At 45.2% G+C, this 19,224-nt stretch carries 16 protein-coding genes; 8 read left to right on the top strand and 8 right to left on the bottom strand.

What is annotated here, in order from left to right:
* Positions 1-6: 6 nt before the first annotated feature.
* Both RID53_RS01525 and RID53_RS01520 read right to left on the bottom strand, forming a co-directional pair.
* On the bottom strand, positions 7-495 hold the full coding sequence (locus RID53_RS01525; protein ID WP_446386437.1) for a chemotaxis protein CheW: 489 nt from the start codon (positions 493-495) through the stop codon (positions 7-9).
* A 126-nt stretch (positions 496-621) separates the two neighbouring features.
* On the bottom strand, positions 622-2,817 hold the full coding sequence (locus tag RID53_RS01520; protein ID WP_446386436.1) for a chemotaxis protein CheA: 2,196 nt from the start codon (positions 2,815-2,817) through the stop codon (positions 622-624).
* 445 nt (positions 2,818-3,262) lie between these two features.
* On the opposite strand from RID53_RS01520, the gene RID53_RS01515 reads away from it, so the two are divergent.
* The 3 genes from RID53_RS01515 to RID53_RS01505 all read left to right on the top strand — a co-directional run bounded on the left by RID53_RS01515 (position 3,263) and on the right by RID53_RS01505 (position 5,923).
* On the top strand, positions 3,263-3,637 hold the full coding sequence (locus RID53_RS01515; RefSeq protein ID WP_446386435.1) for a response regulator: 375 nt from the start codon (positions 3,263-3,265) through the stop codon (positions 3,635-3,637).
* Positions 3,634-4,239 (top strand): chemotaxis protein CheC, encoded by a 606-nt coding sequence (locus tag RID53_RS01510; RefSeq protein ID WP_446386434.1) that lies wholly within the window; start codon positions 3,634-3,636, stop codon positions 4,237-4,239. Before RID53_RS01515 ends, RID53_RS01510 begins: the two co-directional genes overlap by 4 nt.
* A gap of 145 nt (positions 4,240-4,384) precedes the next feature.
* Positions 4,385-5,923, top strand: coding sequence for a PAS domain-containing sensor histidine kinase (locus RID53_RS01505; RefSeq protein WP_446386433.1), 1,539 nt, complete (start codon positions 4,385-4,387; stop codon positions 5,921-5,923).
* A gap of 29 nt (positions 5,924-5,952) precedes the next feature.
* Here RID53_RS01505 and RID53_RS01500 read toward each other — a convergent pair whose 3' ends face one another.
* On the bottom strand, positions 5,953-6,156 hold the full coding sequence (locus RID53_RS01500) for a hypothetical protein (RefSeq protein ID WP_446386432.1): 204 nt from the start codon (positions 6,154-6,156) through the stop codon (positions 5,953-5,955).
* Between RID53_RS01500 and RID53_RS01495 the strand changes: the two genes are divergently transcribed.
* Positions 6,155-10,870, top strand: coding sequence for a PAS domain S-box protein (locus RID53_RS01495; RefSeq protein WP_446386431.1), 4,716 nt, complete (start codon positions 6,155-6,157; stop codon positions 10,868-10,870). The two genes, RID53_RS01500 and RID53_RS01495, sit on opposite strands and share 2 nt — an antisense overlap.
* 170 nt (positions 10,871-11,040) lie before the next feature.
* Here RID53_RS01495 and RID53_RS01490 read toward each other — a convergent pair whose 3' ends face one another.
* Entirely contained in the window at positions 11,041-11,772 is a 732-nt protein-coding gene (locus tag RID53_RS01490; protein WP_446386430.1) for a Uma2 family endonuclease, read from the bottom strand.
* Positions 11,773-12,238: 466 nt separating this feature from the next.
* On the opposite strand from RID53_RS01490, the gene RID53_RS01485 reads away from it, so the two are divergent.
* The gene (locus tag RID53_RS01485; protein WP_446386429.1) at positions 12,239-12,466 is read left to right on the top strand and encodes a hypothetical protein; all 228 of its coding nucleotides are present in this window, start codon (positions 12,239-12,241) and stop codon (positions 12,464-12,466) included.
* A gap of 82 nt (positions 12,467-12,548) precedes the next feature.
* On the opposite strand, the gene RID53_RS01480 is transcribed toward RID53_RS01485, so the two are convergent.
* Both RID53_RS01480 and psaK read right to left on the bottom strand, forming a co-directional pair.
* Positions 12,549-13,748 carry a site-2 protease family protein gene (locus RID53_RS01480; RefSeq protein ID WP_446386458.1) on the bottom strand — a complete coding sequence of 400 codons (1,200 nt, stop codon included), beginning with the start codon at positions 13,746-13,748 and terminating at the stop codon, positions 12,549-12,551.
* A gap of 142 nt (positions 13,749-13,890) precedes the next feature.
* Positions 13,891-14,169, bottom strand: a complete 279-nt coding sequence (psaK, locus tag RID53_RS01475; protein WP_446386428.1) for a photosystem I reaction center subunit PsaK — start codon at positions 14,167-14,169, stop codon at positions 13,891-13,893.
* 124 nt (positions 14,170-14,293) lie between these two features.
* Here psaK and RID53_RS01470 point away from each other — a divergent pair, with 124 nt between their 5' ends.
* A complete protein-coding gene (locus RID53_RS01470) occupies positions 14,294-14,920 on the top strand; it encodes a phosphoribosylanthranilate isomerase (RefSeq protein ID WP_446386457.1) in 627 nt (208 codons plus the stop codon).
* Between the two features lie 51 nt (positions 14,921-14,971).
* Here RID53_RS01470 and RID53_RS01465 read toward each other — a convergent pair whose 3' ends face one another.
* The gene (locus RID53_RS01465) at positions 14,972-15,670 is read right to left on the bottom strand and encodes a pirin family protein (RefSeq protein ID WP_446386427.1); all 699 of its coding nucleotides are present in this window, start codon (positions 15,668-15,670) and stop codon (positions 14,972-14,974) included.
* Between the two features lie 285 nt (positions 15,671-15,955).
* Here RID53_RS01465 and RID53_RS01460 point away from each other — a divergent pair, with 285 nt between their 5' ends.
* Entirely contained in the window at positions 15,956-16,297 is a 342-nt protein-coding gene (locus RID53_RS01460) for a winged helix-turn-helix transcriptional regulator (RefSeq protein ID WP_446386426.1), read from the top strand.
* 38 nt (positions 16,298-16,335) lie between these two features.
* Here the strand turns inward: RID53_RS01460 and RID53_RS01455 are convergent, their stop codons facing one another.
* Complete coding sequence (locus RID53_RS01455; protein WP_446386425.1) at positions 16,336-17,049, bottom strand: DUF4388 domain-containing protein; 714 nt, start codon at positions 17,047-17,049, stop codon at positions 16,336-16,338.
* A gap of 227 nt (positions 17,050-17,276) precedes the next feature.
* Between RID53_RS01455 and RID53_RS01450 the strand changes: the two genes are divergently transcribed.
* Positions 17,277-19,118 carry an AAA-like domain-containing protein gene (locus RID53_RS01450; RefSeq protein WP_446386424.1) on the top strand — a complete coding sequence of 614 codons (1,842 nt, stop codon included), beginning with the start codon at positions 17,277-17,279 and terminating at the stop codon, positions 19,116-19,118.
* The last annotated feature ends 106 nt before the right edge of the window (positions 19,119-19,224 follow it).

Raw genomic sequence — 19,224 nt, 5'->3', positions numbered from 1 at the left:
TACACATTAATTCCGTAAAGTCGGCTTTAAAATGGTAAGTTCAACCACTTTTTCTGTATCGAGAATTAGCAGAAGCTGATTGGCAAGCTTATACGCACCACGAATTAATTGCTGTGCGTTTCCTCGTAAGGTTTCTGGGGATTTTTCAAAGCAATTATCGGAAATTTCTAACACTTCTCCCACATCATCGACTAGCAAACTAATTACCTCATCAGCCGTTCGCACAACAACATTAAGAGGGAGATGTTCGCTATCTTCATCCACTTGGGTTTCAACGGGTATATTAGGGACATCTTGATCTAACTCCAGAAACTGACGTAAATCTACAGCCGGAACAATTTGACTCCGTAGGTTAATTAATCCCCGCACGGCTGGCGGTGCTAAGGGAACGCGGGTAATCGACTGATAGCGAATAACTTCTTGCACGTTTTCCACTTCTAGCCCTAAGAAGAAATGGTCGAGAAAAAAGGTACAAAATTGATGAGATTTAGCCATGATTAGGGAAGTGTTTATAATGACATAAGACGTAGCTTGCTTCTCAAGGGAGCGAGTATGACGAATGACAAATGACGAATGACGAATGACCAATGACAAATGACGAATGACAAATGACAAATGACATTAAATCGCTTCAATGTCCAAAATTTCGGTAACTTGACCCTGAATAACCGCGATCGCCTGCACCCCTGGACGAGTGGATTCACCCGTGATACAAAGGTCTTCCATGACGATATCCACCATGCGTTGCACCACTAATCCAATTTGGCGTCCACTTTGACAAGCAACGACGACAACTTGCAGCGGATCAGCGTCTAATACGGCTGTTTTGAAGTTAGCAGCGCTAAAGCGCTGACTACTAACAAAAGAGTCAAAGACATTGGCAAAATTAACCAGGTATAGAATTTGGTCGCGATACTGAATCACCTGGCGATCGCCCACTTGTTCGATCGCGGTTTTGGGAAATTCTTCTAAGCGCACTACCCGCGACAAGGGAATCGCCATGCGGCTGTTATCTAAGGCTTCAAATAACAGTAACATTTGTACGGTTTCGATATTGGATTGAGAGGACATTTCCTGTTGAATTAAGGCGTTTGTTTGTTCGTCTGAAAGCACTCCAGCCCGTGATGCTAAACTAAATACATCTAAAATTAATGCCACTTTTCCATCCCCTAAAATTGTGGCTCCGGCAAAACAAGGGGTTTCTTTGAGCAGTTTTCCTAAGGGTTTGACGACAATTTCTTGAGTGTCATTAATCGCATCAACCACTAAGCCAAACGTGAAATTATCGACTTGCAGAACCACGATATTCAGCATGGTTTCGGCTTGAGGGTTGACTGTTTCCGGGTTCCATTCTGTGAGTTCAAGTTCTCGATTTAAATACACCAGGGGTAATAATTTACCCCGCAACCGATATACAGGGGCTTTGTGGACATATTCGATCCCGTGATCCGCTTGTTCTCCCTGCAAACGGACTAATTCTAAAAGACTGGTTTGAGGAATCGCATAACGATCGCCGCCACTGGTGACAATTAAGGCGGGAATAATTGCCAAGGTTAAGGGAATTTTTAGTTTAAATGTCGTTCCTAACCCAAGTTGAGTGTGAACGTCTACTGTACCGCCAACTTTTTCTACATCGGTTTTGACTACATCCATTCCCACTCCCCGCCCCGATAAGCGCGTCACGCGATTAGCGGTGGAAAAGCCAGGAAGAAAGATTAAATTGAGGGCGTCGGTATCACTTAAGCGATTGGCTTGATTCGGCGTAATTAAGCCTAAACTTAACGCTTTTTGTTTCAAGCGTTCTGAATCAATTCCCGCCCCATCATCGGAAATTTCAATGGTTACATACCCACTTTCATGGAAGGCTTGCAGACGTAATCGCCCTGTGGCGGGTTTCCCCTGAGTTTGACGTACCTCTGGGGATTCAATCCCATGATCCACACAATTACGGAGTAGATGCGTTAAGGGATCTTTAATCGCTTCAATAATCGTTTTATCTAGTTCCGTCTCTTCTCCCTCTATCTCCAATTGCACTTGTTTTTCTGTCGCGATCGCCACATCCCGAACTACCCTGGGAAACTTGCGCGTAATTGTACTAATCGGCTGCATTCGGGTTTTCATGACCCCTTCTTGCAACTCTGTTGTCAGTCGGTTTAATTGCTGGGAGGTGGTAACAAAGGCGGTTTCATCTTGCAGCGTGGAGAATTGTTGAATCTGATTGCGAACTAACACCAATTCTCCCACCAAATTCATCAACTTATCCAAAAGATTAATATCGACTCGGATTGACTTAACGGTATTTGGGGTTGTCAACGCCGACATCAACTCCTCGCGATCGCAGGGAAGTTTTGACCCTTCAGGATTTGTCGGGGCGGGTTTAGGGATTTCCTTTTGGCTATTAATGGTAACGTTTGTACAAAACCCGCCCTCATCTCCCGTATCTCTAGATTGCAGTTGATTTAAAGTCTGAATTAAGCCAGAATAGTCAACATCGCCTTCTTGTCCGATCGCGTCTATCTGGGCGCAGATTTGCTGCATGGCGTCTAAGAGTTGTAGCAAGCTGCTGGTAATCTCTGCATTTAGCTGCAATTGTCCATCTCGCAGACAACTGAGTAAGTTTTCACCACTGTGGGTAAGGGCTTCTAGAGTGGGAAACGCCATGAAGCCGCAGTTTCCTTTAATTGTATGTAAGGAACGATAAATTCCTTCGAGTAAATCTTGATTAGTTGGATTTTTCTCTAACGTGACTAGATCCGTCTCAATCTGGCTAATATTCTCGTAGCTTTCTACCAAAAAGGCTTTGATATCTTCATCCATGATAGTTAAGTAATGGCTTACATGTAGTCTGGGACGTTAATGGTTAAAGCTGACAGGAATTATTTCAAGAAAAATACGGCGGAAGTCATTGGGATTCAATTTCACTGAGTTTCGCCACTAAACCGAGTCTATCTTGGCGCAGGGAACGCTGCTATCGGTGATCCCACCCAACTTGAGAAGGCTGGATGAGAAAGATCCGTGATTTCACCGAATGACATTCTCGGACATTCCCTAGACAATAAAAGACAAGGATGAAACGGTTTTGATGAGTAGGGGCGAGTTTCACTATTATCGTGTTTTTTCATCCTTATGTTACTAAACCCGCCCTGATAAACTGTACAGATTCGTTGAGAGTTGGGTTTCGTACCTCAACCCAACCTACTTGCTAACTTCATTCAATCAACTGTTTGACTTGAAAGAACTGTAACCCAAATAGAGGAAACTCATGGCACTAATTCTAATCGTTGATGACGCCGCCTTTACCCGACGGATGATCAGAAAAACTCTTGTTGCTGACGGACATGGAACCTTAGAAGCCACCAACGGACAAGAAGGACTGGATATGGCGATCGCACATCAACCCGACTGTATCTTAACCGATATGCTCATGCCCGTTATGGATGGCTTTCAACTCCTTACCGCCTTGCGCGATCGCCAAATTAATACCCCCGTCATTGTGATCACAGCCGATATTCAAGAAAATGTGCGCCAGCGTTGTCGCGAGTTAGGTGGATCAGGCTTTATTAATAAACCCCCCAAAGAAGCCGAATTACGTCGCGTTATGGGTGAAATCTTAGCTTGTCCTCAGGAGACTGTATGAACTTAACTCCCGATCAAATTGATGCGATCCAAGAAATCGTTAATATTGGTGTCGGTCGGGCGGCTAGCGTCCTGAATGAAATGCTGGAAGCCCCGATTCGCCTCCAAGTTCCCTATATTAAAATTGGGTCGCCTCTGGATTTTCAATCTGAAATGGAAACTCGCCTCGGTGGGGAACAAGTTGCAGCAGTTCGCCAAGACTTCTCTGGATCTTTTTCGGGTTTAGCGGAGTTAGTTTTTCCCACCGATAGTGCTTCGATTCTCGCCGCTGTTCTCACGGGTGAAGAATTAGGAACACCGGATTTAGACGCCGTTCGCATTGGTACGTTAAGTGAGATTGGCAATATCTTAATCAACAGCGTGATTGGGTCAATTAGTAACGTCCTCAATCAACGCCTTGACTATGCCATTCCCAGCTACATCGAGGATACTGTCGAAAACTTAATCAACGTCGGCGACAATCAGCAGGATAATACTATCCTGTTAGCCCAAACCCAATTTTTTATCGAACAACTTCAGATTCGCGGCGATATTATCCTCGTCTTTGAAGTCGGTTCCTTCGACGTATTACTGGACGCGATCGCCATGCTAACCACTGTGTAATCTGATTCATTTTTTTGAGCAATGACCAATGATAGAGAACGAGGCTTTCTGTGTAATCAGTGTAACTAAGCTTTTATCCTCTACCCGCATCTGGACAATAAATCTGTGAAATCAGTGTTTTGACCAATGACCCCTTAATCCGTCCATGCATGAGATAGAAATTGCCGCTGAAAAATTTGGTGTTCTTGACCAAATGCCTTTGGGTGTCTGTATTCTCCGATCCGATTTCGTGGTCTTATTCTGGAATCGCTGTTTGGAAGATTGGACACACCTATCCAAAGATCAACTCTTAGGTCAAAAAATCAGTGACTATTTCGCTGATTTAAACCATCCCCGCTATGAAAAGCGGCTAAAGTCCATCTTTTCCGGGGGACCCCCAACCATTTTTTCCGCCCAACTCCATCCTCATTTTATTCCCGCCCATTTACCCAATGGACAACGGCGAATTCAGCGAACCACTGTCACCGCTATACCCGGCTTAACTGAGGGAGACTATTACGCCATTTTATCCATTCAAGATGTTACTGAACTTAGTCAACAAGTTCAAGACTATCGAAAAATGCGCGATCGCGCTTTAGCAGAAGTCCAAGAACGACAACGCGCTGAAGCCGCTTTACGGTCTCAAGAAGAACAGTTACAAGCGGTTTTTGATGCGGTTCCTGGTTTCGTCTCCTGGGTAAATTCGGATTTGCGATATCTGGGGGTTAATCGTCATCTAGCTGATACCTTTAACTTGACTGTCGATCATTTTATTGGTCAAGATGTCGGCTTTATGAAAGCGAGTCCCGGCTTTGCTGACTTTATGCGTCAATTTATTGCTAGTCCCGAACCAGCCGCTAGCCAAGTGATTGAAGCTTACGTCAAGGATACCACCCGGAGTTACTTAATTGTTGCCCAAAAATACCAACAAGGACATGCAGCGGTTTCGGTGGGAATTGATATTACCGATCGCAAACAAGCGGAAGAGGAGATTCGCAAAGCTTTAGCTAAAGAAAAAGAACTCAGTGAACTAAAATCTCGTTTTGTTACTATGACTTCCCATGAGTTTCGCACCCCCCTAACTACTATTTTAAGTTCGGCGGAATTACTGGAACATTATGGTCATAAGTGGACACCGGATAAAAAACTTACTCATATCCATCGTATTCAAGGAACGGTTAAACATTTAGTCCAAGTTTTAGAAGATGTGACTCTGATTGGCAAAGCCGAAGCCGGAAAACTTCAGTTGCATCCAGTCCCTCTGGATTTAGTTGAATTTTGCCACGGCTTGATTGAGGAGTTACAGTTGAGTTTAGGACAGCACCATTCTCTGGTCTTTACGCATCAATGTTCTAACCTGAACGTCTGCATGGATGAGAAGCTGTTGCGGCATATTCTGACGAATTTAATCTCAAATGCGATTAAGTATTCTCCCGATTCTGGAATCGTTACCTTGAACCTCGTCTGTCAGGATTCATCCGCTATTTTCCAAATTAAAGACCAAGGGATTGGAATTCCCTTCGCTGATCAAGAAAAACTCTTTGAGGCGTTTCATCGGGCGCAAAATGTGGGGAATATTTCGGGAACGGGATTGGGGTTGGCGATTGTTAAACGGGCGGTTGATTTACAAGGGGGTGAGATTATGGTAAATAGTCAAGTGGGAGAAGGAACCATGTTTACGGTTACATTGCCTTTATCGGTATAGATTGAATAATTTATCTATAAAATAATGAATTAGTTGTCGGTGGGGAAGGGCGGGTTTTGCTGTTCAGTTATCGGTAAATAGCCGAATTGAGTCCCTAAACCCGCCCCTACAGAGTTATCGGTGGGGAAGGGCGGGTTTTGCTGTTCAGTTATCGGTGAATAGGTTAATTTAGTCCCTAAACCCGCCCCTACAATTGATTGATTACCTACTCTATTGCATTTGTTAATAAACATGGTGTTATCATCTCACGTAAATCACCCTGGAAATAAAACCGCGATCGCGACTGAAATCCAAACAGCGGCGCATCAATTTCATGTCCTGGATCAAGTCCCTATAGGCAACTGTGTTCTGCGATCGGATTTAGTGGTTTTATATTGGAATCGTTGCTTAGAAAACTGGACGCATCTCTCCAAACAGCAAATCCTCGGTGAAAAAATTACCGATCATTTTCCCCACCTGAATCATCCCAAATATACCACCCGTCTGCAACAAATTTTTACTGGAGGACCACCCACCGTCTTTTCCTCCCAACTTCACATCCACCTGATTCCTGCACCTTTAGCCGACGGATCATTACGGATTCAACATACCACCGTTACCGCCGTTCCTAGTGAAAACAATGGCGAGTATTATGCTTTATTATCGATTCAAGATGTTACCGAACTCACCCAACAAGTTCATAACTATCGCACCATGAGAGATCGGGCGATCGCGGAAATTAAAGAACGCCAACGCACCGAAGAAGAATTAGCCGACTATCGTAACCATTTAGAAGAACTGGTTGAAGAACGAACCGCTGCACTCCAGACAGCTAATGAACAATTAAGCCTGAGTCAAGCTAATTATCGTAGTATCTTTGAAAATGCCGTTGAGGGCATATTTCAACGTACCCCTGATGGTATCTATATCAGTGTTAACCCAGCCTTTGCCCAGATACTCGGCTATGCTTCACCCAGCCATTTTTTAAACTCTATAAAAAATATTGAACAACAATTTTATGTTAATCCGGATGACCATCGACGTTTAACGAAATTAATTCAACAAAAAAAAGCCGTATCTAAATTTGAAATCCAGGTTTATCGCAAAGATGGACGAAAAATATGGATTCGTAAAAATGCCCGTGTGGTTAGCGACAACTCTGGAACTATTCTGTATTATGAAGGGTCAATTGAAGACATTACCGAAAGTAAACTCGCCGAAGAACGCCTGCGAGAAAGTGAAGAACGCTTTCGCCTGCTAGCCGACACCGCCCCCGTCTTAATCTGGTTAGCCGGAACCGATAGTCGCTGTTACTTTTTCAATAAAACCTGGTTAGAATTTACCGGACGCACCTTAGATCAAGAAATAGGTAATGCCTGGACAGAAGGAATTCATCCTGATGATTATCACTATTGTATAGAAACCTATTCCAACGCCTTTAAAGCCCAAAAACGGTTTCGCATGGAATACCGTTTACGCCGACATGATGGCAACTATCGCTGGATTTTAGATACAGGAGTGCCTCGGTTTACATCCAATGGTCATTTTGCTGGCTATACGGGTTCCTGTATTGATATTACTGACCGCAAGCAGGTGGAAGAACGACTGCGGGAGAGTGAAGAGAATTATCGTTCAGTGATTGAAAGCGTTAAAGAAGTCATTTTCCAAACCGATGCAACTGGGGTATGGACATTTCTGAATCCGGCTTGGACAGAGATTACTGGCTTTACCTTAGGGGAAAGCATTGGCACAAATTTCTTAGAGTATATTCATCCCGATGATCGCCAACATAACGTAGAGTTATTTCAACCCTTACTGGAACGAAAAAAAGACTATTGTCAGCATGAAGTTAGATATCTGACCAAAGATGGCGGATATCGCTGGATTGAAGTTCATGCCCAATTAACCTTTGCCCCCGATAATACCATCACCGGAACCTCTGGCACACTCCGGGATATTACTCACTACAAATGGGCAGATGCACAACTCAAAGCCAGCGAACAAAAACTTCGCCAAGTCATTGATTTAGTTCCCCATTTAATCTTTGCCAAAAATAAAGACGGTCAGTTTATTTTAGTCAATCAAGCCGTGGCTGATACTTACGGAACCACCGTCGAAGCCTTACTGGATCGGGCAGAAACAGAGGTTGCCCCATCAGTAGACGATGCCCATCAATACCGAAAAGCTGATCTGCACGTTATTAACAGTGGCGAAACCCTTTATATTCCCGAAGAAACGATTACCAATGCCCAAGGCGAAACTCGAATTCTGCAAACTACAAAAATACCCTTTTGTGTCGCTGACTCCGATGTTCCCGCTGTCTTAGGGGTATCCATTGATATTAGCGATCGCAAGCAAGCCGAGATTGCACTTCAGCAACAATTAATGCGAACGGTACTGCTAAAGCAAATTACCCAAGAAATTCGCCGCAGTTTAAACACCAAAGAAATCTTTCAAACCACCGCTACCCAAATTGGTCGGGCTTTTGGCGTCAATCGTTGTGTGATTCATACTTACCTGACGGAACCGACACCAGCGATTCCCTTTGTGGCAGAATATTTAGAAACAGGATATGAATCTATTCTTCAGTTAGAGGTTCCTATTCGGGGAAATTATCATGTTCAACAGTTATTAAAACAAGATAAGGCAATCTCTTCACCAGATGTCTATGCCGATCCATTGTTGTTATGCTGTACCCAAATATGTTGTCAGATTGGATTAAAATCAATGCTGGCAATTCGCACCTCCTATCAAGGGGAACCGAATGGGATTATTGGCTTGCATCAGTGTGATTCCTATCGCCATTGGTCAAGTCATGAAATTGAATTACTCGAAGCCGTTGCCGATCAAGTCGGGATTGCGATCGCCCAGGCGCATTTGTGGGAACAGGAAACCCGCCAACGTCAACAGTTAACCGAACAAAATGTAGCCTTAGAAAAAGCCCGACAAACCGCCGAAGCCGCCACCCAAGCGAAAAGTGAATTCTTGGCAACGATGAGTCATGAAATTCGCACGCCAATGAATGCGGTGATTGGCATGACCGGGTTACTTCTGGATACTGACTTGACCTCAGATCAACGCTATTTTGCCGAAACTATTCGTAATAGTGGAGATGCACTGCTGACGATTATTAACGATATTCTAGATTTCTCAAAAATTGAATCGGGGAAAATGGAGTTAGAGGAACAACCCTTTGAACTCCGCACCTGCATTGAAGAAGCCCTGGATCTGCTTACCACCAAAGCCGCCGAGAAAAATCTGGAATTAGCCTATTTAATTGACTCCCAAACCCCCAATTGGATTGCCGGAGATGTGACGCGGTTGCGTCAAATTTTAGTGAATTTAATTAGTAATGCAGTTAAATTTACGCCAACCGGAGAGGTTTTGGTTTCCGTAACCGCCCAGATTTTGGCGGATGAGAGGGATGAGGAAGATAGGGGAGATCGCTATCAGTTACAATTTGCGGTCAAAGATACAGGAATTGGCATTCCCCCTGATCGGATTTATCGCCTGTTTAAATCCTTTAGCCAGGTTGATTCTTCTACCTCTCGCCAATATGGGGGAACAGGATTAGGATTAGCGATTTGTAAACGCCTGTGCGAAATGATGGGAGGTCAAATGTGGGTAGAAAGTGGCGGATCAGTCGCCGGAAATCCGCCTGCGGGATGGATAGCCACTGATAGCGGAGAAGAGAGTTCGGGAGGTTCAACCTTTTACTTCACAATTCTGTCTGAATTCATCCCCGATTCAGCCGTAGTCGAACAACCCATCTGTGACACTCACCTAGCTGGAAAACGGCTATTAATTGTCGATGATAATACGACAAACTGCCAAATTTTAATCCGACAAGCCCAGTCTTGGGGGATGCAGTCACAAGCTACAGAATCGGGTCAAGAGGCGTTAGCATGGCTGTCTCAAGGTGAACAATATGATATTGCCATTCTGGATATGCAGATGCCAGGAATGGACGGGATTACCTTGGGCGAACAAATCCGTCACCAGTTTAAGGATAAAGAATTCCCTCTATTAATCTTATCGTCCATGGGTAAACCAGAGATTGCCTCTGGAGTCGTGGAAGCGAATTTTGCCGCCTTTTTAAGTAAGCCAATTAAGCAATCGCAACTCTACAACGTATTAACACAAATCCTGAGTGGACAACCCACAAAAATCAAGCGATCGCCTGTAGGTTCACCCTCCCTTGATCCCACTTTGGCGCAACGAATCCCCCTGCGAATCTTAGTGGCGGAAGACAATAAAGTGAATCAACAATTAGCCCTACAGTTATTGCAGCGCATGGGATATCGCGCCGATGTCGCTGGGAATGGATTAGAAGTCATTGAAGCCCTGCGCCGTCAGCCTTATGATGTCGTATTCATGGATGTCCAAATGCCGGAAATGGATGGCTTAGACGCCACCCGCCATATCTGCCAACAAGGGTTACTGACAAACCGCCCGCGAATTATTGCCATGACAGCCAACGCCATGCAAGGCGATCGCGAAAAATGTTTGGAGGTAGGAATGGATGACTATATCAGCAAACCGATCCGCGTCAATGAATTAGTTCGGGTTCTGTCTCAGAGTCAGCCGACAGAGGAACCCCCAGAACCCGCACCCCAAACTGAGTCAGCCCTTGACCCCCAAGTCTTACAAACCTTTCACGACATGATGGGCGAGAGTGCGACTGAAATGCTGCGTCAATTAATTGATATTTATTTAGAAGATACTCCTGTCATGTTGGAAACTCTGCAAATAGCCCTGCAAGAGAATAATTTACCCACTTTGCAACACACGGCTCATACATTAAAATCATCCAGTGCGGCATTAGGGGCAATTAAATTCTCCCAGCTTTGTCAAGACTTAGAAAATTTAAGCAAGTCTCAAGTGACCACAGGCTTATGTGAACTCGTTGCCCAAATTGAATCGGAGTACCAACGAGTTAAGCAAGAGGCGATAAATTATAAGTTATAACCCATTGTATTGGCGTGGCACACCTTAATTGGTGGATTAGCATTGTAGGGGCGCACCGACGTGCGCCCGATTTAACGATAAATCTATTCCACAATTTTAGCTGTGTCAGTCCAGTAGGTTGGGAAAACGCAAGGAAACCCAACAAAATAGACCCCAAAATTGGAAGATACTTAAAGAAGATCTGGGTCAATTCCCTGTTCTCGTAACTTGGTACGCAAGTCAAATAGCTGCCGTTCTAGTTGTTCAGCTCGCTGTCGCTCCTGTTCAGCTCGCTGTCGCTCCTGTTCAATGACATTCGCGGGAGCGGGCAAGCGGTTTCCCTCCTGGTCATACCAGTAGAGCCACTCCCTGGTGTATCCTTCATGAGTACCCTGTTCACAACCAATTCCTAGCCCAATTTCAGGCATCCACACTTTCGTTCCCTGTTGACGTACATAGACCCCATTCATCAGGCGATAAACCTCAAACGGGTCATGCTTATCGCGTTTCCAGTAGTCAGGATTGTAGATAGTGTAGTACAGCACCCCCATCTCGGCATACTTGGTCATTTTCCCGTCGTACTCATCACCCGGCGTTTTCGAGACCACCTCTAACACCCACTGAGGAACAATGTCCTTCTCTTGCCAAAGGACATAGCTCAGTCGGAGCTTACCACCTGCTTTGAATCGCTCTACTCCTAGACTGAGAAAACCATCGGGTACAATTGCGTCAACTCCTGGAGAGTAATAGACCCCCATATTGATGCCCAAAAACCAGTCCATGCGCTCTACCCATAGCCAAGCCAGAATTGCTCGTAGCAGATTTGGAATCAGGTTTTGCAGTTCATTATCCACAGGAGTATCGTCTGAGTCGGGCAGTTCTTCAGCAGTGGGAAGATATTGCAATGGGTTGTACTGTATCATGGCGGCGCTCCTATCCCAATAAATCAAGGCTAACTCAATGGAGAGTCAGGTGAAGAGAAGCAGGGGAAGCGGGGGGAGCAGGGAAAGCAGAGGGAGCAGGGGGAGCTGAGGGAGCAGGGGAAGCTGAGGGAGCAGGGGAAGCTGAGGGAGCAGGGGAAGCTGAGGGAGCAGGGGAAGCTGAGGGAGCAGGGGAAGCTGAGGGAGCAGGGGAAGCTGAGGGAGCAGGGGGAGCAGAGGGAGCAGGGGAAGCAGAGGGAGCAGGGGAAGCAGAGGGAGCAGGGGAAGCAGAGGGAGCAGGGGGAGCAGGGGGAGCAGGGGGAGCAGGGGGAGCAGGGGGTGATGAACCAACAATCTAGCGATTCAGTCAATCGGCGTAGTTCTATTAAGAAATTTTACGGAAGTCTTGACTGGGGGATGTAGTGGATAATCAGAATAACCACTACAAGCTGTATAGAGGCACTGTTCGATGATTATACCGTCTCTGCTAATTCTCGCGATCGCTCTCGTCGCGGTTTACATTCATACCCATGTCGCAGAGGAATTAGTGCAAGTAGGGGCAACGATCATTGCGTTACTTTGTCTGGTGTTGAATCTAATTTTAGCGCCACTCGCGATAAAACTGCTCATTGTCGGGTCTATTTTACTCACAGCCAAACGGACTTCATTAGCGCTTTTTAATTCCCTACTCCAGTAATTCGTTTACCAGTTATCAGTTATCAGTTATCAGTTATCAGTTATCAGCCAATTACTGACCACTGATAACTGACCACTGACCACTATGACGTTGTAGCTTTAGCGATCGCAGACAACTTTAACCAGGATGGATAACTCCCCTCTGCCTTAATCTGCTGGATTTGCTCCTGGGAAATCGGTAAATTGAGACGCCCTGCTACCGCCTGGACAATATCGCCTCGGTCAATAACACCCGCGATCGCGCCTGCGGGAGAAAGTACGGTTAGATGCTTTAGCTGACAAGTGTCCAGAGTTTTAATTACGTCTATTAACGGAGTTTTCTCCTCAACTGTGGCAATTTCCGATAACGGGTGAACCAGACTCTCCAGGGACTCTATTTCCCAGCGGCTGCGTTCGATTGTTTGTAAGTCTTGAATCTTAACTAAACCGCGATAACGTCCCTCCGACGCGGCATAATACGGCTTATTCGTCTGAATATCTGCCAGAATGTACTCATCCGCAAAAGACCGTAAGCTCATGGTGGCATCCAAGACACGAAAATTGCGGGTCATGGCGTCGGAAGCTTGAAGCTCAAGTAAGGCTTCTTGTAAGATACTCAGGCGATCATAAGCATTGGCATTGCGATACACAAAAGTGCCGATCAACGCCAACCACAGGATTGTCCATACTCCAGTTAACAAAGTCAGTCCTAAGGATACCGCGATCGCTAAAGAGCCAATCACTTTACCCGCCTGTGCTGCCCAACGCACTCCTTGCAAGCGATTCCCCGTCAGCTTCCAGATTGCCGCTTTGAGAACTTGTCCACCATCGAGGGGTAATCCGGGGATTAAATTAAACAGGGTTAATACAAGGTTAATTCTTGCCAGATCCGCCGCCACCAGATATCCCAGATTTTCCGTGGGCAGTACCTGAGTTAACCCATAAAATAGACCAAACAGGCAGAGGCTAACCCCAGGACCTGCGATCGCGACTTGAAACGCATCACCGGGAGTCTGAGATTCACGGTCAATCGCCGCCACGCCGCCAAAGATAAACAGAGTAATCGAATTGACTTTAATTCCCTGCGATCGCGCCACTAAACTATGCCCTAGTTCATGCAATAACACCGAAGCAAACAATAATAGCGCCATCACCAACCCCAGACTCCAGGCGGAAATTGACTGAAAACTCGGATCGAAATTCCCCGCCTTGAGTAAGGTCACCAAGGCTAAGATAAAAAACCACGACGGGTCAATAAAGAAAGGTATTCCGAATAATGAGCCAATTCGCCAATTTGACTGTATCAAGGTTTTTGCTTCCTTTGACGTTTACCTGGACTAGGGGTAATTGACAGTATTCGTATTCTACGATATTAGCTTTTAGATCCCCAGCTTCTTCAAGAAGTCGGGGATCTCAGAAGGGAAGAAGGTATCTCAAAATCCCGACTTAGAGTGCCCCGGCGTTACTCAGTCCCAAGATCACACCAGCGCCAACCAGGTGTCCCAAGCTAGCCGTTGCCAACAGTTCGGTCACACCGAAACGCTTGAAGATGGCGGGTTTTGGCAGGGGTAAATCCGGTCCCACACCCGGATTTTGAATCGCGTAGTACCCTGCAACCAGTACCACCAGGTTGCAGATAATCATCACTAGCCCCACAGTGGGAGTCCAGCTAGGGGTTGAGGGTACAGACGATTGCACCGCCGCGAGTAAAGTTGTGTTAAGCATTGTATATTCTCCTGGTCTTGATAAACAGATACAAGTGAAAAAATAATAAAGAATTATCGGGATAAAATTCATAAAATGTTGTAATATTTAACAATTTGACGAAAAAACGAGAATGGGGCTATCGATGCGGGTTAAAATTTGTGGCATTACCAAACCAGAACAAGGACAAGCGATCGCGCAAAAGGGTGCAACCGCCCTGGGATTCGTATGTGTACCCGCTTCCCCCCGGTACGTCACCCCCAATCAAATCGGATTGATCGTAGAGTCATTGACGATATCGGTGGATACTATCGGCGTATTTGCCAACGCTTGTGTTGAAGAAATCTGCGCCACGGTTGCCCAAGCCAGATTGAACAGCATTCAACTTCATGGAAATGAATCCCCCGAATTTTGCAGCCAATTGCGGCAATGTCTGCCTGAGATTGAATTGATCAAAGCGTTGAGGGTGAAAACGCCGGAAGATTTACAGTTAGGCGATCGCTATGTCAGTTGTGTCGATACCCTGTTACTCGATGCTTACCATCCCCAGATGCTAGGGGGTACGGGTAAAACACTTGACTGGCAGAAGCTGGCTGACTTTAATCCCCCTTTACCGTGGTTTCTGGCTGGCGGCTTAACCCCAGAGAATATTGGCGAAGCGTTGAAACGATTGCACCCCGATGGGATTGATCTTTCAAGTGGCGTTGAGCGATCGCCCGGAGATAAAGATTTGGATAAAGTCGCGTTACTGTTTCAACAGATAGGACAATAGTGACGTAATGGAATTAATACTGACAATAAAATGCACCCCCAAGAGTTCAGATTATGCCAAATCGAAGAGTAAAATTTCAGCATCGGTTGTCGCAGTTATTGCCACATCCGTTTCCTCACTCAACGCTGCACCGTCTCCTGACTCTAAGGTTAACCCGTTCACCGTAATCGTACCTCGCGCTACCTGCAACCAGCCATAGCGTTGAGGTGCGAAAGAATGAGTGATGCGATCGCGCTTTGTCAAGACGGCTGCATATACGTTTACATCTTGATGAATCGTCAGGGAGTTTTCTCTGCCATCACCTGAAGCAATTAAATGGAATTGTCCAGGATTCTTGGCGATACCAAAGTTATTCTGTTCATAGCTAGGATGATGTCCATTTTTATCGGGCAAAATCCAAATCTGTAACAAGTGAACCGATTCCGTTTGTGACTGATTAAATTCACTATGACGGATACCTGTCCCTGCACTCATCCGTTGTACATCACCAGGATAAATCACGGAACCATTCCCCATATTATCTTTATGTTCTAGCGCCCCATTTAAAACATAAGTAATAATTTCCATGTCCCGATGTCCGTGAGTACCGAATCCCGCACCCGGACTAACCCGATCCTGATTAATCACGCGCAGGGTACGAAATCCCATCGCGTTTGCATCGTAATAGTTAGCAAATGAAAAGGTGTGATAGGTGTCTAACCAACCGTAATTAGCATGTCCTCTGTCTTGAGATTTGCGAAGTTTAATCATTTGTCATTCGTCCTTTGTCCTTTGTTATCCCTATAACCATCGGACTGGGTTAGGTATTCACAGGAAGCATCCCAACAAAATATAGGGCTAAAGCCCTTACTACGAACCCAAGCTAATCTATCAAATTAGGTGTGCCACGCCAGTAGGGTGTGTTAGCGTAGCGTAACGCACCTTAACCAATATATATGGTGTGGCTGCGTAAGTCCTGATAGTTCAACTATAAAACCCATACCACTATTATGGGAAGTATGCACTTGAAAGTAAGCTAGTTACCAAAACGATACTATGGCAACTAAACGCGCCGAGAGTGAACGCGCCAATTGTCCGGTAGAACGTACATTAGAGGTTATTGGCGGTCGCTGGAAAGTCTTGATTCTGCGGGAATTATTGGCAGGGGTGAAGCGTTTTGGTCAGTTACATCGGGCTTTACATGGTATTACCCAGAAAATGCTGACGCAACAGTTACGAGAACTGGAAGCGGATGGTATTGTTCATCGGGAGGTTTATCTGCAAGTTCCGCCAAAGGTTGAGTATTCTTTAACCCCATTAGGTGAGAGTCTTCAACCGATTCTGGAAGCGATGCATGAATGGGGGATAAAACATTTGACCCTTACACAAGACAAATGACCAATGACCAATGACCAATGACCAATGACAAACGAAGTTTAAGGGATGGCTTCAGCTAACCCTATACTAATTAACCTAAAGGCAATATGTTGAACCTGTTCTACAGGAAATTTGAGATGTTGGGCAATGGTATGAAGCGATTCCGCCCCTTTACTATACTGCCAAATTTGCCATTCTAATGTATCTAGCTGATAGGAAGGATAATCGGCGATTGTACTGAGTAAATTCTGATTCGGATCAGGTAATTTAGCCGCCAAATTATCCCAATTGGCTAAAACCCGCAATCCCATTAAGGTTGCTTCTGTCGCCGGAATACTTAACCCGGTCATTTCTGGGGTGGGAATTACAGCCACAGAATTAAATCGAAATTGACCATCTTCTAGTTGAAACAGCACAGACAATTGCTGCAACAGTTGAATTTGAAATAGCTGTTCTAAGTTTAAGCGCGTTAAAACCCCTTGTTGTTTTAAACAAACGCCTAATGGCTGATTAACGGGACAACACCATTGAACCAGTTTAGTTAACACGCGATCGCTAACCAATTTACATTTGCTAATCAATGAGATTAAACCTTGTCCATCTCGCCGATTCGCCGCCGCGATAATGTGACCCTGTTTAACCCATAAGTAGTAGGTTCCAGTAGCTGGAGGAAACGCCCGAACAGTCAACAAGCCCGTCCTTTTGCCCTTTTCAAGTAACTGAAAAATCTCTGGTAATGATACGTCGCTTAAAGTACCGATAATACCCATCATTGTAATTACTAAGACACTTGCCCTATCAACTTGTTATTGCAGTTTGCCGTTAGTTCTCAAATAATACAACGCAAGATCACAAGTTAAGTTCACAACTTAACCACCGACGGGGTAATGCGGATGGAAAAGTCGGCGGGTTCAGGCAAGGCATTCACCGTTTTTTCACAGTTTTCGCTTAAAATGAACGGTTTGAACCCATTCTGACACTTAAGCGACTCTTAACCTGAATGTCACCAAAACATCAGCCTTCCAAACGTCAACGGGGAGTTATTCTTTCCGTTCAAGGTTGGCAACGCCTAAAAGCGGCGCAGCGCAAATTAGCGTTTCAAGATAATCGGGGAAAACCCTACACCCTAGAACAATTAAGCGAACGTACTCATTTAAGCCCAAACACCCTGATCAAAGTACGACGGCGGACGATACCTGTCGATCGCAAAACCTTGATGTCCTATTTCAGCGCCTTTGATCTGACACTTAATCTTAACGACTATACCAAAGCAGATACCAACTCATCTCATTATGATCAAGTTCCGCTCAAAAGTCCAGTTCCTCTTGATTCTCCTTTTTATATTGAACGTTTACCCCTTGAATCCCTTTGTCACGAAACTCTGATCAAACCGGGAAGTTCCATCCAAATTGTTGCGCCTAAGCAAATGGGAAAAACCTCTCTGATGACGCGAATCTTGCAGCAGGCTAGGGAGGAAGGCTTTCATACCATCCCCTTAAACCTGCAACTGGCAGAATTTGCCATAGTTCGTGACTTACAGCGATTCCTGCAATGGTTCTGTGCGGTGGTGACACGAGGCTTGGGTTTACCGCATCAAGTGCCAACCTATTGGGATGATATCTATGGCGGAAATGCTAATACCACCTATTATTTTGAAACCTATCTCTTACCGCAACTTGATAATCCTTTAGTTTTGGCATTAGACGATGCTGATATACTATTTAACTATCCAGAAATTGCTAGAGATTTTTTTAGTTTGCTGCAAACCTGGGGCGAAAAAGCCAGTTATGGGGATAGATGTAGTCAACTTTGGCAAAAATTGCGCCTCGTGATTGTAAATTCGACTGACGTTTACGCCATGTCTGGAGGTAAGTCTATGGAATTTACAGCAGAATTATCGCTCCAGTTACCCGAGTTTACTAGGGAACACGTCCAAGAGTTAGTGATTCGCCATGGATTCAGTTGGCAACCGCAACAGGTTACGCAATTGTATCAGTTGATAGGGGGTCATCCGTATCTGCTCCAGCTAACGTTAAATGCGATTAAAACCGAAAAAATTCCGATTGACCAATTTTTGGCAACTGTTACCGCAGAAGCTGACATTTATCGAGAGCATTTGCACCAGTGCTTAGAACATCTCCACCAGGATTCAGCACTCATGAATGCCTTGATTCAACTTGCCAATTCATCAACGCCTGTAGAGTTTGAGCCAATTCTTACCCGTCGCTTGCAAAATCTAGGACTGGTACAGGTGGCTCAGGGCAAGGTTAAACTGCGTTGCCAATTATATCACCACTATTTTCGCGATCGCCTCAAACCCCTCGGCTTAAAATTTCCCCCCGAAACCCGCCAAGCTAGCATGGTGGTGATTGAGGGGGTCAACTTAACTGCTAACCTACTGGCTCATCCAGAACCGACGTTTAATCAACTCTACAAAGACCTACAATTGTTTGTCCAGCTTGCTCAAGAATTTGACGGAAAAATTATCAAATCCATTGACCAAGGAATGTTAATTGTATTTCCCAGTTGCCTCCAGGCGATTAACTTTGCCCAAGAGATTCAATTAACGCTTCAATCCGCCGTTCAACGGGACTTAACGCCGGGACTCTGTTATCGGATTGGTATCCATTGGGAAGATGTTATTTTTTGTTACACGGGTGTGAGTGGACCCGGCGTCAACATTGCCCATCATCTTACCGCAGAAGCCCCTCCTGGCGGGATTTGTATATCTCATAGCGTTTATGAGGCGATCGCGAACCATTTGCCCCAGCCACCGCAACCGATGGGACAGTGGCAATTTGAGGACAGTGAACAACCCATTGCCCTTTATCAACTCAAATAAGCATAGACAGATCCCCGACTTCTTGAAGAAGTCGGGGATCTTGCTTAGAGACTGTACCTCATCAACCTGAAATCTGCTATATATCCTAGGGTAGGCACTACCCATT

Origin of the sequence: Coleofasciculus sp. B1-GNL1-01 (assembly GCF_040220235.1) — a bacterium.
Classification (GTDB): Bacteria; Cyanobacteriota; Cyanobacteriia; order Cyanobacteriales; family Coleofasciculaceae; genus Coleofasciculus.
Note: the sequence above shows the minus strand (reverse complement) of the source record. Positions and strands in the feature narration are given on the sequence as shown.